The sequence below is a fragment of the Methylotenera sp. genome, assembly GCF_029946165.1.
Lineage (GTDB): Bacteria > Pseudomonadota > Gammaproteobacteria > Burkholderiales > Methylophilaceae > Methylotenera.
Window position 1 is genome coordinate 235823 of the sequence record NZ_JAQSDZ010000006.1, and the last position, 16739, is coordinate 252561.

The window sequence follows — 16739 nt, forward strand, 5'->3', positions numbered from 1 at the left end:
ATAGACCATAAATTGTTACATGAAATGCGGCGAAAGCGATGTAATTAGCTCATCCCAAATGCAACTTTTGATAATAAGTGGCTGGAAGTATGGCTGAGCTCTCCTTAGCCACCGCTTAGAGACTGAAAAATATACACTGTTCCATCATTTGGAATAAGATCAGAAAGTTTTAATTTATCAATCACGATGTTGTCATTGATACTGATATTCACATGCCGTCGCAACGCACCGCGTTCGTCGAGCACGTAATCTGTAAACCCTGGCGCAATCTCATTGATGGCAAGTAAAGCCTCTTTAACTGATCCAGCTGGAACAGTCAGCGTTGTGTTCTTTAATTGCGGAAAGAACCTATAAAGATGTTGCGTCATTTCCACATGAGGCATGGTTTTTAGCCAAATCGTACTGAATAAATTGGCGGGAAATTGTTACCCAAACATTGCCATGATTCGCCACGGTCTTCTGAAAGGTAAACATTTCCAGTCGTGCTTCCAAAGCATAGACAATCACCCGATATATCAAGCCCATGTCTAAGAACAATGTCGTGGGCATTATCTTGCGGTAGACCATTTCGAAAAGTTTGCCATGTCTTTCCACCATCGTTGGTTCGGGCGACAAATAAACCACCATCAATCGCCATTCGTTCGGAATCTGCACGTGCTGGAACCACCCACGCTATGCGTCCGTCCTTTGCATCTGCCGCGATGGGAAAACCAAAATTTACACCAATATCGGGCTTGCTAACTTTTTGCCAACTCATTGCGCCGTTATCACTGTAAAAAATACCGCAGTGATTTTGCTGCCAAAGATGCTCAGGCTGTCCAAGACAGTTAGTGACATAATGCGGATCGTGCCCCCATTCTGATTCAGTATTTGGCAAATAATCCATTAGCATTCCATGATTACGACTCTTCCAGCTTTGACCGCCATCGGTAGTTTCGATCACTCCTGCTGTCGATACCGCTACATATATATGATTTGAATCTTGCGGATTAATGACAATAGAATGAATGCCAGGTTCAAATATGCCATAATCGATACTTGCTGGCGTGCCATTCCACTGATTTTCACTCGTTGCATCACCTGCAAATAAGTCACCTCCGCGGCTAGGATGGTTCCAAAGTGGTCGGTTAAGTTGCCAACTATCGCCGCCATCGTCGCTAAAAAACAAACCACCCGGGATAGTACCTGCATAGAGCCTGTTAGGCTGATCTGCATTCCCAAATGCAATATTCCATATTTTAAGCACGGTTGCATCGGCATACTCTGGTTGAGCGAAGGGTGATTCTGGGTTGAAATCTGGGGTAGGTAGATATTTGACGATATAACGTGCGCCGTCAGGATATTTCAGAGAGGAAATGTCTTCCCAAGTTGCACCCTCATCATGAGAACGAGATAACTTAGGTCCCCAGTGACCATGATCCAAAGAAGACCATAATGTACCATCACGAGGGTCGCGCGCCGCATAACACACGGGAGTTCCCGCATGCAGAATCGGTCGGGGCTGCCAATTAGAGTTTATACGATCAAATATTAAGGTGCCTTTACGCGTCCCTAGTAAAATCATATCAGACATAATTAATCCTCTAATACGTATGACTTAAGGTAATTATAATAATATAAATTCAGAAGTCTATAGTAACAAAGTTTGGATTCTCAAGAATACCTGTCCGTTTTATCGAGGTATGGTTGAAAAGTAAAATTGATCAAAACTTCTGGCAAGAGCAACTCTCTAATTTGAATAAATTTATAGTTGTGTTTTAAGAATAGCTGCTAGATTTTCCATGGCTTTATCAGTCAATGGTCTATTAGCCCACTCTTGATAGGTAATCAAATGTGAATGCGACCAATCTTCATTGAATATTTCGGCTTGCTCGCTCGCAAACTTTGAGTCGTAAATATTTAAATTGGCTTCATCATTTAACCTAAATGAACGATTGTCGAAATTGGTAGAGCCGACGGAAACTAACAAATTATCTGCGATAAAGATTTTACAGTGGTACATCGTAGGTTCATATTCCGCAATTCTGATGCCTGCTTCCAATAGTTTTCCCCAATCAGCCCTAGATGCTTTCCTAACTGTTTCTGTGTCAATATGCTTTCCTGGAGTAATGATGCGGATTTTAACGCCTCGTTTAGCAGCAGATATTAACGTTGTCATCGTTAACTCATCCGGGACGAAATAGGCACTAGAAATATCGATTGACTGTTTAGCGGCGGTGATAGACATCATATACATGAGCTGCATAGAATCACTGCCTCCTGTGGGAGAGCTGCTGAATACTTGCGCTTTGAGTTGCCCGGTAGATTTTAATGCCGGGAAATACAACTCGCCATGCAACACGCGGCCTTGAGCTTTAATCCAGTTGTCCATAAATACTGCTTGTAACTGTGCAACGGCTGGGCCAGTGATTTGAAAGTGAGAATCACGCCACTCTTCGGGATTACGGGCATCACCACGCCATTGATCTGCGATACCTACGCCGCCAGTAAAACCAAGCTTTCCATCAATCACTAAGATTTTACGGTGCGTACGATTGTTTAAGCGTGGTAGATGACTCCAGTGTGGTTTATGGTAGCGTTGAATTTCAACGCCAGCGCGTCTCATTTGGTCTAGTTGCTTTTCTTCCATTTTCACACTGCCTAACCAATCGAGCAGCACATGTACTTTTACCCCAGCTCTGGCGCGTTCACTGAGAGCTTCAGCAAACTCAATACCAATACTGTCATTCCAATAAATAAAGGTCTCAAAGGTAATGGTTTTTTCAGCACCTTTGATCGCTTGAATCATTGCAGCAAAGATTTCATCTCCATTGTTTAGGGTCTTAACCTCATTGCCTTCAAGGAAAGGAGGCCCTAAAAGAACACTCATGGACCTCAGAAATTGTTCGTCATTAATTTCATAACTTTGCTCTAATTTCTTTTCAATGCGCTTTTCGCCAGTGAAAAAATTCATACCCACTAAAACGACTAGCGTCGTGAGTATTATCGTGATTAATATAGTCATGGTTTTTTTCATGATGTTTTGATTGATAGACTCAGCTTAAAGTTAAAATGACCGCTCTAATTAACTAATAATAATCCATCATTGCAATTCTGGCATTCGAATTAAAAACTTTTTTGCTTAAGCGTATTGAGCTGCCTTTGATTATCCGAAGCCGAAAAGTTATGATTGATTCTGCTTCATTTATTTTTTCAGGTACTTTCATCAAACTAGCCTCTAACTTTTCAGTTTCAGAAGATCTTAAAGCGGCCTTTAAGTATGTAATCTCTGTGCGCATGCTGTGCGAACTCACGGCAAAGACTGGCAGCCTCGATCAGCGTTTTACGCCATCCCCCACCGCATTAGAAGGGATAATGGGTCATCATGCGGTTACCGCACGAAGAGATTTTTCGTATCAGACTGAAGTCACGCTCACGGGTGAATATCAAAACATATTCGTAAGAGGAAGAGCTGATGGATATGACCCAGAACTTAATCAATTAGAAGAAATTAAAACCTTCAAGGGCTCACTCGAGCGCATGCCTGATAATCATAGGCAACTGCATTGGGCTCAAGCAAAAATATATGGTTGGTTAATGTGCCAAGAACGAGATCTACCCTCAATCCACATTGCACTCGTGTATTACAACATCTCTTCAAAAATAGAAACCTTATTGGTTGAAGAAATTTCTGCTGATGAATTACAAGCTTTTTTCCAAGAGCATTGTATTAAACTTCAAATATGGGCTGACCAAGAGTTGGCTCATCGAGCATCAAGAAATTCAGAGTTAACCCTATTGAAATTCCCACATTCAGAATTTAGAACAGGGCAAAGAACTCTAGCTGAATCTGTGTATAAAGCCGCTAAATTAGAGCGTTCACTGATGGTTCAGGCAACGACTGGTATCGGTAAAACCTTGGGAACGATTTTCCCATTATTAAAAGCCATGCCTGAATCTAAACTGGATAAGATATTTTTTCTAACAGCTAAAACCTCTGGGCGTGAATTGGGCTTAAATGCAATTAGAACCATTCAAAATTGCAATCCAAACCTGCATATCAGAACGCTAGAGTTAACCTCCCGCGAAAAATCCTGCGAGCATCCAGATAAATCCTGTCATGGCGAGTCTTGTCCTTTAGCAAATGGCTTTTATGATCGCTTGCCTGCGACGCGTTTATCGGCTTTGGGACAAGTCATGATGGATAAAACTACTATCCGCACAGTTGCCTTGCAACATCAAGTTTGTCCTTATTATTTAGCGCAAGATCTGGCTAATTGGAGCGATGTGGTTGTAGGCGACTACAATTATTATTTTGATTTATATGCCATGTTATATGCTGGCACTGTACTTAATGAATGGAAAGTCAGTGTATTGATAGACGAAGCGCATAACATGATTGAACGCGCTCGCAAGATGTATAGCGCCGAGTTAAGTTATGGTTATTTCATTGAAATGCAATCCAAAGCGCCTAAGTCTTTAAAAGGAGTTTTAGAAAAGTTAAATAGCTGCTGGCTTTCAATTAATCAATCTCAGGTGCAAATGTACCAAGTGTACGAATGTATTCCAGAAGAGTTTGAATTGGCGTTACAAAGAGTTTTATCAAAAATCACAGATTATCTGGCTGAAAATCCTACGCATAATGAGCCTGAATTGCTCAACTTTTATTTTGATGCGCTACAATTTTCGGCGCTGGCAGAAGCATTTGGAAGCCACTCTCTCTTTGACATTACGCTAAGTGAATCTAAATTAGGTTTATTTCAGCAAGAGGCAGTATTGAGTATTAGAAATGTCATTCCAGCGAAATTTCTAGCTAGACGTTTTAGTTGTGCAAGTTCCAGCACACTTTTTTCTGCCACACTCAGCCCAGCTAAATTTTACCAAGATATGCTGGGTTTGCCTGAAGATACACCATTTCTTGAAGTGGACTCACCCTTTGATGCAAAGCAATTAACTGTGAAGGTCGCACATCATATTTCGACCCGTTACAAACAACGTACAAAGTCTTTAAGACCCATGGTTGATTTAATTGCTGAGCAATATAACAAGAGGTCTGGAAACTACATTTTGTTCTTAAGTAGTTTTGATTACTTGGAAGAGGTAAAAGCTCTTTTCAGTATGCTGCATCCCGATATTCCAACGCGCTCACAAACTAGAGATATGTCCGAAGAAAAACGTGAGCACTTTATCAATGCGTTCACTCGAACATCTAAAGGCATTGTATTTGCCGTGTTAGGTGGGGCTTTTGGTGAGGCCATTGATCTACCTGGAGACCGCTTGATTGGTGCATTTATTGCCACTTTGGGTTTGCCTCAAATAAATGACATCAATGAACAGATGCGGTTAAGAATGCAAGAAATTTATGGCCTAGGTTATGAATATACCTATCTCTATCCTGGGCTACAAAAGGTAGTACAGGCGGCAGGTAGAGTAATCCGTACTACGGAGGATACGGGTGTGATCCATTTAATGGATGATAGATACAACGAATTAAACATCAAAGAATTAATGCCTAAGTGGTGGTCATGGAATTAATCCAGTTCCAAAAGTCTTAATCGCTCCATCAATACCCAAAGTATGTGCAATTAAAATTTATAAACTTATTCCTACGCGGGTTTAGGTCATCTACCTATAAAGATAGGTATGCCTCATCTCTAGAATATTTATTGTGTATCAACTGAGTACACTTAAATTTATAAATTTGAGGAGAAAGACATGAGTGAAGATAAAAAATCGAGCGGTCGTTCTAGCAGTTCGAAAAGCCATAGTGATTCGAAAGGATCAAATTCAAAAGGTCATGAAAGTTCTCAAGGATCAAAACGTGGCGGTTCAAACGAACAGCATAGTAAAGCTGGCAGCCAAAGCCACAAAAACAGTTAATGAATAATTAATCTATCAAAAGGGAGTTAATGGCTCCCTTTTTTAATTGCAAATATTTTATTCATTATTAAAGGAGCTTAATCCTATGGCAATCCGTAAATCCGAGAATCGCTCTAAAAATATCGCTGAAAAGTCTTCGCCAGATAATCAGGGTTTAGCCAATTCTGAGCCTGCAAAAAACGTAAATGAAGCAGCGGCTGAGGTTAATCGTGATATTGAGAAGCTAAATGAAAAATTCAAAAAAGATAAGAATATCTAACTTTATGTTTAGTTAATTGGTTATCGTTACTACGATTGGTAGGTGATCTGATAATTTTTTTACTTCACCATTTCTTACTGTTTTTGCACTGACTTTTAAATAATCACTGCAATACCAAACTCTGTCCAACTTTAAAAATGGCAGCCAAGTGGGGAATGTTGCTCTACAAGATAGTGGATTTAGGTGGCTATTCAAGAACCTGAGTAGCAATGAAGGGATTTGCCACTCATTAATATCTCCCATTAATATAATCGGATTCCTCTCCGTTTCCTCAACTAAATTCATGAGGCGGATTAAATTTCTCGCTTCTGATCGACGCTCAAAAATCGATAGTGATAAATGAGTACCAATTATCCTAAGCTTGCCTAGAGGAGTTTCAATGAGCGCATCTACCGCATTGCGCGGCTCATACTGAGGGATTGTTTCAAGGTTGTGAACTATCCCTCTAATAATCGGGTATTGACTAACAATGAGGTTGCCATACCAGCCATCATGTTCAATGATACTTGGAGCGATTAAATGGTAAGGGCGCTCTTTGCCACCTAATGCCGTTAACTCGTCATTACACCCACCACGGCTAATCCGAGTTTCAACCTCCTGTAATACGGCAATATTAACGTCAAAATCATCCATTAACTTTTTAACACCTGCAATATTTCTTAACCCTCTGTTAGACCTACCCCCATGAATATTCATGGTCATTAGTTTAATCGTTGGTATCAAATTTTTTTCTCCAGCGCTTTGTAAACAGATGCGTAAACCAAATCAACACTATCCAAGTAATTAGCCCTAGACCAGTGAGTATGAATTTGATTGGGTCGGGGTTTTTCAATAACTCTACGGCGGATTTACCGAGGTAGATAAATAGAATTGTGCCTGGCAACATTCCTAGAAAAGTTGAAATGATTAAGTTTGCATAAGGCACCTTTATCATTCCCAATATCATATTAACCGCCGTAAATGGGGCTATAGGTAATAGCCTTAAAATTGTTAAAGCCATTACACCGCCTTTGTCCGCATATTGACAAATGGTTGCAGAATATTGTCCAAAAATAGCATTTAAGGATTCTTTACCCAGTTTTAAACCTAAAAAATAGCTGATTGAACAACTCAATAGTGAGCTAATTATTGCTACTAAAAAAGCCTCTATCGGAGCAAAAACCAAGACAACAGCAGCGGTCATCACCACGTGAGGGAAAAACATCAAAGTACCTGCGATATACAAAAGAATGCCAACAGGTAATGACCATGGTGAATCTGATACATTACTTAATAAAGAAGCAAGATTTTCTGCGTCCGCCCATTCTGACAAGGGGGTGAATTTCCAAGCCACAATCAAGGCAAGGGTGATCAAAATTGTGACCAATAACTTCATAGGGAAAGGTTTAGAATGCCGGAGTTTTTTCGGTTTTATTATTCGCCGATGAGAAGTTAAATAACTAGGAAGAAGTGGTTTTGAAGGGTCGCCAAAGCGTGTAAAAAACCTTGCAAATTTCTCATGCCGGTAAGCTTCGTCATTTATCTCACGTAAATGCTGGCGACTGGTAGGCACATCCTGTAAAAATTCTTTTACGCTGAAACCTTCACATATAATTCTTTCAATATCCTCAACTTCTCTACCCGTGTGTTCTCGAATTAAATCATCACGAATCGAGGCTACTCCTTCACGGGTTTTATTATTGGTGCTTTCTACAAGCAGGTCGCACTCTGTATCTAAAGTCATTGATCGATAATTCAAATTGCTAGAGCCTATCCGCAAATAGTTTTCATCCACAATCATGACTTTAGAATGCACCCGCACCTGCTCTTTAGCGTTATTCTCTTGTGAAATAGGATAGGCCATGACCACTCTATCGCCGACTCCATCTTTAGTTAACGCATCTTTAAAATGAACGCGCCCAAAATACATTGTTTTTCGTTCCATAAATCCCTGAGGATCTTTACAACTCAGCATTAAAACTCTTAGTTCAGGTTTTTCTTTCAACCTTTTATTTAGCGCTTCGGCTATTTCACGATGTGTAAAAAACTGGTTTTCCATATAGATAAACCGCTCTGCTTTTTCAATCATATCAAGGTACAAATGCTCTACACCTCGATCTAAGTGTTGTTCGCGAAATCTTGGCATAGTGAGTGAAATGCCGATTCGAGCATTTTCTAGCACTGGCGAAACGCTATCAGGCCAAGCGCTAGGAATTTTTTTTATATCGTAAGGTTGAGGAGGCTTTGCATGTTTGCCGGTAGCCAAAAACCACCGCTTACGCGCTAACTCACCTAAAGACTGTGCGGCATCTCCCGCGACTAGCATTTGAGCATCATGGTAAGGGATATATTTCTTTTCAAACCCTAGAACTAGTGTTCCTTGCGGGTCTCTTCTTTTATTTTCTTTGACATGATGTTGACGGTTATCCCATCTAGCGATTGCAATATCCATTCCACCACAAAAAGCTATCTCGTCATCGACAACAATCACTTTTTGGTGGTGAGAGGCACCTAGTGGTAATTGATCATCAAAAATAAACTCTAAATTTTGAATGCCATTCATCTTCCATTTCATTGAAGAAAATGTCTCGCGTTCTGCAGCCAGAAAAATCGAATAATTCCACCGATTAAGATAAATACTTAACTCAGGGGACTGCTCAGACTTCCATTTGAGTAGCTCGAACAAAGTAGTAGGGCATTTGCTAGCCTCCGCTTCTTCACCCCGAATGAGTTCAATGCGGCTATCAATATCCCAACCTACAATAAACAAGCTATGTTGAGCCTTACAAATAGCTTCGTGAATAGCTCGGTAATAATTCGAGCAATCGACCACTGGGGAAGCAAAGGAAGAGTTTTCAATTCGCCAACAGTTACGCCGCAAAGTTAATATGCTTTCTTGATGACTCGGTTCATTTTCCTGTTTTTTTATTGAGTCGTTCATTTTAACTTTCACAATTAAGCTACCCGTGTTACTTATTATTTCATTAAGAACAAAACAAAATAACTCAGCAAATGCTGAGAATTTAGTAAGAAACGTCTGACATTTAGCGAAATATTTTGTTAAAAACCCCAGCTTCGCTTCTCTATATTCCTTGTCATTACCTACGCTATGAGTTTGAGTTAATCAAAAATGTAAGATTTTTCTGATGCCAACTTTCTACATTTAACTACATTCAGTTTATGCATTTATATCTAAAGTGAACAAAGTAGCTACAAGCTGTTTTTAAAACTTTTTAGGTATTTGTAAGGATGGGAGAGGAAGCCAATGAATTCAGATGATGGTTTATCTTGCCACTCCTCCACAATCAATCTAGCTGATGTCACAGATAAACGACGTAGGATAGTGATTGAAAATTTCTCACCTGCAATTGACGCTGGTCGTTTTACTCCAAAATTTCTTAGCAATGAACCTGTCAATATTGAAGCAGATATCTACATTGATTCGCATGACAAATTAAGTTGCAACCTGCTGTGGAAGCAAAAAAAAAGTAAGCAATGGAATGTATCACCGATGCAGCTTATCAATAATGATAGATGGCGTTGTCAAGTAACATTTGACAACCTCGGACTGTTCGATCTTCAGGTGGAAGCATGGTTAGATAATTTTGCAAACCACTTACATAAGCTACTCAAAAAAGTCGAAGCTAAAATGGATATAAAGCTAGAGCTTGAAGAAGGTGTTGAATTAATAAAAAAAACTTTAAATTTAAGTCATGAAACCACACATGACGAAGTTTTAGCTCATTTAGAAAATTACTTATGCTCGTACAAAAATAAACCCCTAGATAAAGCTAGTTTGACTATTAATTCCGCTTTTGAAAATTATGCCATTGAAGCCGATTTATTAGAATACTACGACTTAAAAGATACCTCTGCTTTACTTCTTTTACTTTCGAATGACATTCAAACACTGCATCAAACTAACTGCCAAAAAGAATTCCTGACACACAGTTCAATTTTCCCCTTACGCGTAGAAAGAACTCAAGCTGAATTTTCTAATTGGTACGAGGTATTTCCGCGCTCTCAAAGTGGCGATAGTAATAGGCATGGCACGTTCGGGGACTTAATGGCGCGATTACCCCATATCAAGGAAATGGGCTTTGATACCTTGTACTTAACACCTATCCACCCGATCGGTGAGAAATTTCGAAAAGGTAAAAATAATAGTCTTATCTGCAATGTTGACGATCCAGGAAGTCCGTATGCCATTGGCTCACATGAAGGCGGGCATGACGCTATCAATTCTCGCATCGGTAGTTGGCAAGATTTTAGGTGCATGCGTGATGCCGCTAAATCAATAAATATTGAAATTGCATTAGACTTTGCCATTCAATGCTCCCCCGATCATCCTTGGCTCACGGAACACCCTGAATGGTTCAACTGGCGTTTAGATGGCTCGCTAAGATATGCAGAAAATCCACCTAAAAAATATCAAGATATAGTCAATGTGGATTTTTATGCGCCACAAGCCATTCCTGCTTTATGGATAGCTTTAAAAGACGTGGTGCTTTTTTGGGCAAATGAAGGCATACGCACTTTTCGTGTTGATAATCCACATACAAAACCCTTTCCATTCTGGGAATGGTTAATCGCCGAGGTACAAGATACTTTTCCCGATACTATTTTTCTATCTGAAGCATTTACCAGCCCAAAAATAATGGCTCGGCTAGCTAAAATAGGCTTCACACAGTCTTATACCTATTTTACTTGGCGAAATACCAAGTATGAGCTAACTAGTTATTTGCAAGAGCTAAACGAAGACGGCCTTGCAGATTACTTTAAACCTCACTTTTTTGTAAATACCCCTGATATTAATCCATTCTATTTGCAACAGCATGGGCGAAATGGGTTTTTGGTACGGGCAGCTTTAGCGGCATCAACTAGCGGATTATGGGGAATTTCTAGCGGCTTTGAAATATGTGAAGCAGAAGCCATTGAAGGTAAAGAAGAGTTTAAAAATTCAGAAAAATACGAGATTCGCGCTTGGGATTGGACTAGCGAAGGCAATATTGTTAGTGAGATTAGTACACTAAATAGACTTCGTAAAACCTATAAACCACTTCAAACACAACAAGGTATCGATTTTCACTTTTGTGATAATGATCAAGTCATTTTTTACTCTAAAAAAGGCAAAACACACAGCGAGGAAAAATTAGATTCTTTAATTTTAGTAGCGGTCAATTTATCCGCAAACCATCTACAAGAGGCCAATCTCGAAGTGCCTCTATATATGCTTGGCTTGCATGATAACGCCCAATTTGAAGTGCATGATTTGATGAGCGATAGCCATTTTAGTTTAGATGGTAAGTGGCAAAAATTATGCTTAGACCCTAGCCAGTATGTATTTGTCATCTGGCACATCAAAGCGAGGGAGCATTAAAATGCTCAAAAGAAAAAAAACCAACGGCACTCACGCCTCAATAAATGCAGTTTTAACATTTAGTGACGACCCCTTTTGGTACAAAGATGCCATCATTTATCAGCTACACGTTAAGTCTTTTTATGACAGCAATCATGATGGCATTGGTGATTTTAAAGGCTTAATAGAGAAACTGGACTATATCTCTAATTTAGGGGTGAATACCATTTGGATATTGCCTTTTTATCCATCGCCGCGCAGAGATGATGGCTATGACATTGCTGAGTATAAAAATGTACATTCAGATTACGGCAATTTAGCTGATGCCAAGCGTTTTATTACAGAAGCGCATTCGCGCGGTTTAAGGGTTATTACAGAACTCATCATTAATCATACATCCGATCAACATATATGGTTTCAAAAAGCTAGAACTGCAAAACCCGGCTCACCAGCAAGAGACTTTTATGTGTGGTCAGATACTGACACCGCCTATAGCGGCACGCGTATTATTTTTACCGATACTGAAAAATCAAATTGGACTTGGGATCCCGTAGCTAATGCGTTCTTTTGGCATCGGTTTTTCTCGCATCAGCCCGATCTAAATTTTGATAATCCAAAAGTATTAAAAGCGGTGATTAGGGTAATGGAGTTTTGGCTAGATATTGGTGTGGATGGTTTGCGTTTAGATGCCGTGCCTTATTTAATCGAAAGAGAAGGGACTTCTAACGAGAACCTACCCGAGACACATGAAGTGCTTAAGAAAATCAGGAAAGTTGTCGACGCAAAATACCCAGGTCGACTATTACTTGCTGAAGCCAATATGTGGCCAGAAGATGTTCAGTACTATTTTGGCGATAACGATGAATGCCATATGGCTTTTCATTTCCCCTTAATGCCCCGCATTTACTTAGCCTTAGCTCAAGAAGATAGATTCCCCATTACGGACATTCTGCAACAAACGCCTGATATTCCTAAAGAATGCCAATGGGCGATATTCTTAAGAAATCACGACGAACTCACTCTTGAAATGGTGACCGAGTCCGAACGAGCTTACATGCTCAATTTTTATGCCGCGGAAAATAGAGCAAGATTAAACGTGGGTATTCGCAGACGTTTAGCACCGCTGCTACAGCGCGATCGTCGTCGCATGGAGTTACTCAATAGCCTCTTATTATCCATGCCAGGTACGCCCGTTATTTATTATGGTGATGAAATTGGTATGGGTGACAATATTCATTTAGGTGATCGAGATGGCGTGCGAACGCCTATGCAATGGTCACCTGATCGCAATGGCGGCTTTTCACGCATTGATCCAGCGAAGCTAGTGCTGCCCATCATTATGGATGCTCAGTATGGTTATCAAGCGATTAACGTAGAAGCACAGTCTGAAGATTTACATTCTTTTTTAAATTGGATGCGCAGATTACTTATCACGCGGAAAAAATACCAAGCCTTTGGCAGAGGCAGCTTGAGATTGCTTTACCCTCAAAATAGAAAGATTCTGGCCTATCTCAGAGAGTATCAAGGCGTCCATACAGAGCTGAATGAGAAAAAAGAAATCATTCTATGTATTGCTAATTTTTCGGGTTCGGCTCAAGCGGTAAAATTTAATTTATCCGAATACATTTCTTATGTGCCTGTAGAACTATTAGGTGAAACCTCATTCCCAGCCATTACTAGTTCACCTTATATCATCACTTTATCTCCTTATGGCTTTTATTGGTTTCGCTTAATGGATCCAAAACTCACTGAACAAAACTTAACAGAGTTAAGCGAATCCCCTGAAGTGGTTACATTAGTAGTACAAAAAGATTTGGCTGAGATATATAAACCGCCTTTGATTTCGCGTTTAGAGCAAATCTTGCCTCACTATTTAATTCAGCAGAGATGGTTTGCGAATAAACAAGAAAATATCGAGTCCGCTTCACTTTCAAAATTAGTAACGCTAACAAATCCCTTGAATGAAGCTAGCATGCCTTTTAGTTTGAGTATGGTAAAAGTTCATACAGAAAATGGCGAAGAAAATTATTTGTTAACCTTCGGTTATGCGGAAGATGCCAACTACACCTCCCCGTTAACAAAAAAATTAAGCTTAGCCAGAGTGCGGCGTGGCTCAACTATTAGATTATTCTCCGATGCGTTCTCTATTGATGACTTTGCTTATACGCTCATCAAAAATCTGCAAATTGAGACTTCACTAATCACAAATGAAGGTGAAATACATTTCCACGGCAGTGCGCAGTTAAGCGAATTAGAGATTGAAGGTAAAAATGATGTCAGAAGAGCGGTAACCGAACAATCCAATAGTTCTTTTATTTTTAACGATAAGATTTTTGTAAAAATAATCAGAAAACTCAGTGAGGGAATTAGCCCAGAACTAGAGATGATTAAGTATTTGGCTGAAATGAAATTCCCCAATGCGCCTATTTATTATGGCGATATTGCTTACGAAACCAAAAACGATAATTCCTACTGTTTATTAGTTGCCCAATCTTATGTGCATAACCAAGGCAATGGATGGGAGTGGACACTAGATAGGTTGGGGTATGCGCTGCAAATTAAAAATTTAGGTGAAGTTGCTGTGCAAAACTCACTCGTTGAAAAGGCAAACCCTCTAGAAGAGCTCACAGGTTTTGCAAATATTTTGGGCCAACGCTTAGGTGAGTTACATAACGCTTTAGCTACAGCCACCAATAATGCTGCTTTTAATCCAATTTTAGCTAGAAGGACAGATATAACTCACTGGCACAAACGCATTCTTTTGAAATTTCAACATGCATTAAAAATTGCAGCAAACACTCAAATTATTCCAGAATCAAAATTGAATGAGTTCCAAAAAAACAGTTCAGATTTGATTAAGCAATTAGCTTCCGCCGGATTAAATCAAAAGTTAACACGTATTCATGGGGATTTTCATTTAGGCCAAGTCCTAGTGCTCTACGGTGATGTAATGATTATTGATTTCGACGGCGAACCTAACCAAAGCTTAGAGGAGCGACGCGCAAAAGACAGTCCGCTTCGTGATGTTGCTGGCGCATTACGATCATTCTCCTATGCTGCAGCCTATCTCAACAAAAACGAACATCAACTTAATAATGATGAAGCCCAGCAAAACATCATTCAGCGTTATATAGACGCTTCACAGACCGCTTTTATGCAGTCTTACTGTAAATGCCTGTCAAACGATATTGCTGAAACTGCGCATTTAGTGATTGCTTCAAAACCTCAATCTAGTCATACAGCAGCAAAGAAAAATAACATTCAGCGAGAGATGCAATCATTGATTTATCTTTTTACCATAGAACGAATTAGTCATGAAATTCTATACGAGTTTAATAACAGGCCAGATTGGCTTGATGTGCCAACGCAAAATTTGAATGTCCTTTTGGCAGAAGTAACGCAATTTGTTGCGGAGCCTTCACATGCTTAATGCCTCTTCCACTTCAAGCTTAAACACAGCCTATAGCTCACAACTAAAAAGAGGCGCGCATTTAATTGATAGCGAACATACCCAGTTCTGTCTATGGGCGCCAGAAGCCACTCAGGTATCGGTGATATTTGAAAGTGGCGAAGAATTCGAACTGAGCCCTGATGGCGAATTCCCAGATTTTTATGTTGGAACTGTTACATGTGGAGTAGGTACACGTTATAAATACAACATCACTAATAAGCAAAATATAACTTTACTCGTGCCAGATCCAGCTTCACGTGGACAAGCTGAAAGTGTTCATGGTTATAGCATTGTTATCGATGAACATTCTTATCATTGGCGTCAAGTAAACTGGACGGGGCGGCCTTGGCATGAAACCGTTTTGTATGAAATGCATGTAGGTGTATTTGAGGGTTTTATCGGTGTTAAAAGTAAATTAGCTGAGCTTGCGGCGATGGGTTTTACGGCAATTATGATCATGCCAATCGCATGTTTTCCTGGCCAACGTAACTGGGGTTACGATGGTGTTTTACTTTATGCGCCGCATTTTTCTTATGGTTCAGCAGATGATTTAAAGTCTTTGATTGACGAAGCCCATACCTTAAATTTATCCATTTATTTAGACGTTGTTTATAACCACTTTGGGCCAGATGGGAATTATCTACATCACTATGCACCGCAGTTTTTTGATGAAAAAGAACACACGCTTTGGGGGAAAGCGATTAATTTAAAGCACCCCATCGTTCGTAGTTTTTTTACAGAGAATGTGCTTTATTGGTTAGAAGAATTTCAATTTGATGGATTACGCTTTGATGCTTGCCATGCCATTTATGATAAATCGTGGTTATTTGAGGTGGCAAATCTTGTACAAGAAACGATTGGCGCAAAACGATACATCAACTTAATGGCAGAAAACGACGACAACTCTGTCGCTTTATTGCAAAACGGTTTTTCGGCACAATGGAATGATGATGCACATCACTTGATGCATGTGTTATTAACTGGCGAGACTGAAGGTTATTATTCTTATTATGCAGAGAACACAGCACAAAATTTAGCTAAATGCCTTTCCCAAGGATTTGTTTTTTCTGAAAATGAAAATCTGTATAAAGAAGCGTCTAATCGGCTTTCTGCTCACGACACATCCCGTTTATCGCCGACCAGTTTTGTATTTTTCTTACAAAATCATGATCAGATAGGTAACCGTCCATTTGGTGAAAGATTAACTACACTGGTGCTAGATCGCACATTACGTGTTGCCAATGCTTTAGTTTTACTCTGCCCTCATATACCGATGATTTTTATGGGTGAAGAATTTGGTGCTACTCAACCATTTTTATATTTCACTAGCCATGAAGATGAAGCGTTAATTGAAGCAATTCGACAAGGTCGTCGAAAGCAATTTGCTTCTTTCAGTAAGTTTGCCGATTCCACATTTGCCTTAAAAATTCCAGATTCAAATGATGTGGATACCTTTGAAACTTCTATTCCAAGACCAATAAGTGTGGAAGGTTATACCAGCGCATCTAACTGGAGCCAGTGGATGAGTAAATTGCTTGCAATTAGGCATGCTCACATTACGCCTAAACTTGCTACGGCCAAATCCATCTCGGCAAAAGCGATTGGCCCATCTGCTGTAGTTGTCAGCTGGCGGATGAGTGATGGCTCAAAATTAATATTAGCATTTAATTTAGGTAACGAAATATTAGATATTTCGCAGCAGGCATTATGTGTGGTGGAAAATTCAGACGTTTTATTTGATTACAGTGAGGTATGGGAGTCTTTAACTAAGAATATTTTTCCTGGAAATTCCATCATTGCGCTGTCAGAAGCGCCTATCAACGGCGTTTAAT

General features: G+C 39.7%; 11 protein-coding genes. 6 read left to right on the top strand and 5 right to left on the bottom strand.

Annotation, left to right across the window (positions count from 1 at the left end; genetic code table 11):
- Positions 1-104 precede the first annotated feature (104 nt).
- The 3 genes from PSV17_RS05335 to cls form a co-directional block, all read right to left on the bottom strand.
- On the bottom strand, positions 105-383 hold the full coding sequence (locus PSV17_RS05335) for a MoaD/ThiS family protein (protein ID WP_300480335.1): 279 nt from the start codon (positions 381-383) through the stop codon (positions 105-107).
- Between the two features lie 5 nt (positions 384-388).
- Positions 389-1573 (bottom strand): hypothetical protein, encoded by a 1185-nt coding sequence (locus tag PSV17_RS05340; protein ID WP_300480337.1) that lies wholly within the window; start codon positions 1571-1573, stop codon positions 389-391.
- A gap of 171 nt (positions 1574-1744) precedes the next feature.
- Positions 1745-3004 carry a cardiolipin synthase gene (gene cls / locus PSV17_RS05345; RefSeq protein ID WP_300480338.1) on the bottom strand — a complete coding sequence of 420 codons (1260 nt, stop codon included), beginning with the start codon at positions 3002-3004 and terminating at the stop codon, positions 1745-1747.
- Between the two features lie 161 nt (positions 3005-3165).
- Here cls and PSV17_RS05350 point away from each other — a divergent pair, with 161 nt between their 5' ends.
- The 3 genes from PSV17_RS05350 (at position 3166) to PSV17_RS05360 (ending at position 6118) form a co-directional block, all read left to right on the top strand.
- Positions 3166-5514 carry an ATP-dependent DNA helicase gene (locus PSV17_RS05350; protein ID WP_300480341.1) on the top strand — a complete coding sequence of 783 codons (2349 nt, stop codon included), beginning with the start codon at positions 3166-3168 and terminating at the stop codon, positions 5512-5514.
- A 180-nt stretch (positions 5515-5694) separates the two neighbouring features.
- Positions 5695-5859, top strand: a complete 165-nt coding sequence (locus tag PSV17_RS05355; RefSeq protein ID WP_300480344.1) for a hypothetical protein — start codon at positions 5695-5697, stop codon at positions 5857-5859.
- Positions 5860-5944: 85 nt separating this feature from the next.
- Complete coding sequence (locus PSV17_RS05360) at positions 5945-6118, top strand: hypothetical protein (protein WP_300480346.1); 174 nt, start codon at positions 5945-5947, stop codon at positions 6116-6118.
- 12 nt (positions 6119-6130) lie between these two features.
- Here PSV17_RS05360 and PSV17_RS05365 read toward each other — a convergent pair whose 3' ends face one another.
- A complete protein-coding gene (locus PSV17_RS05365; protein WP_300480348.1) occupies positions 6131-6820 on the bottom strand; it encodes an endonuclease/exonuclease/phosphatase family protein in 690 nt (229 codons plus the stop codon).
- 4 nt (positions 6821-6824) lie between these two features.
- A complete protein-coding gene (locus PSV17_RS05370; RefSeq protein ID WP_300480349.1) occupies positions 6825-9038 on the bottom strand; it encodes a VTT domain-containing protein in 2214 nt (737 codons plus the stop codon).
- 324 nt (positions 9039-9362) lie between these two features.
- On the opposite strand from PSV17_RS05370, the gene PSV17_RS05375 reads away from it, so the two are divergent.
- Genes PSV17_RS05375 through treZ form a run of 3 tightly spaced genes read left to right on the top strand, consistent with a single transcriptional unit; the run spans position 9363 to position 16738 of the window.
- A complete protein-coding gene (locus tag PSV17_RS05375; RefSeq protein WP_300480350.1) occupies positions 9363-11477 on the top strand; it encodes an alpha-1,4-glucan--maltose-1-phosphate maltosyltransferase in 2115 nt (704 codons plus the stop codon).
- 1 nt (position 11478) lies between these two features.
- Positions 11479-14886 carry a maltose alpha-D-glucosyltransferase gene (gene treS, locus PSV17_RS05380; protein ID WP_300480351.1) on the top strand — a complete coding sequence of 1136 codons (3408 nt, stop codon included), beginning with the start codon at positions 11479-11481 and terminating at the stop codon, positions 14884-14886.
- Positions 14879-16738, top strand: a complete 1860-nt coding sequence (gene treZ / locus PSV17_RS05385; RefSeq protein WP_300480352.1) for a malto-oligosyltrehalose trehalohydrolase — start codon at positions 14879-14881, stop codon at positions 16736-16738. The genes treS and treZ overlap by 8 nt, the downstream gene beginning before the upstream one ends.
- Position 16739: the final 1 nt, after the last annotated feature.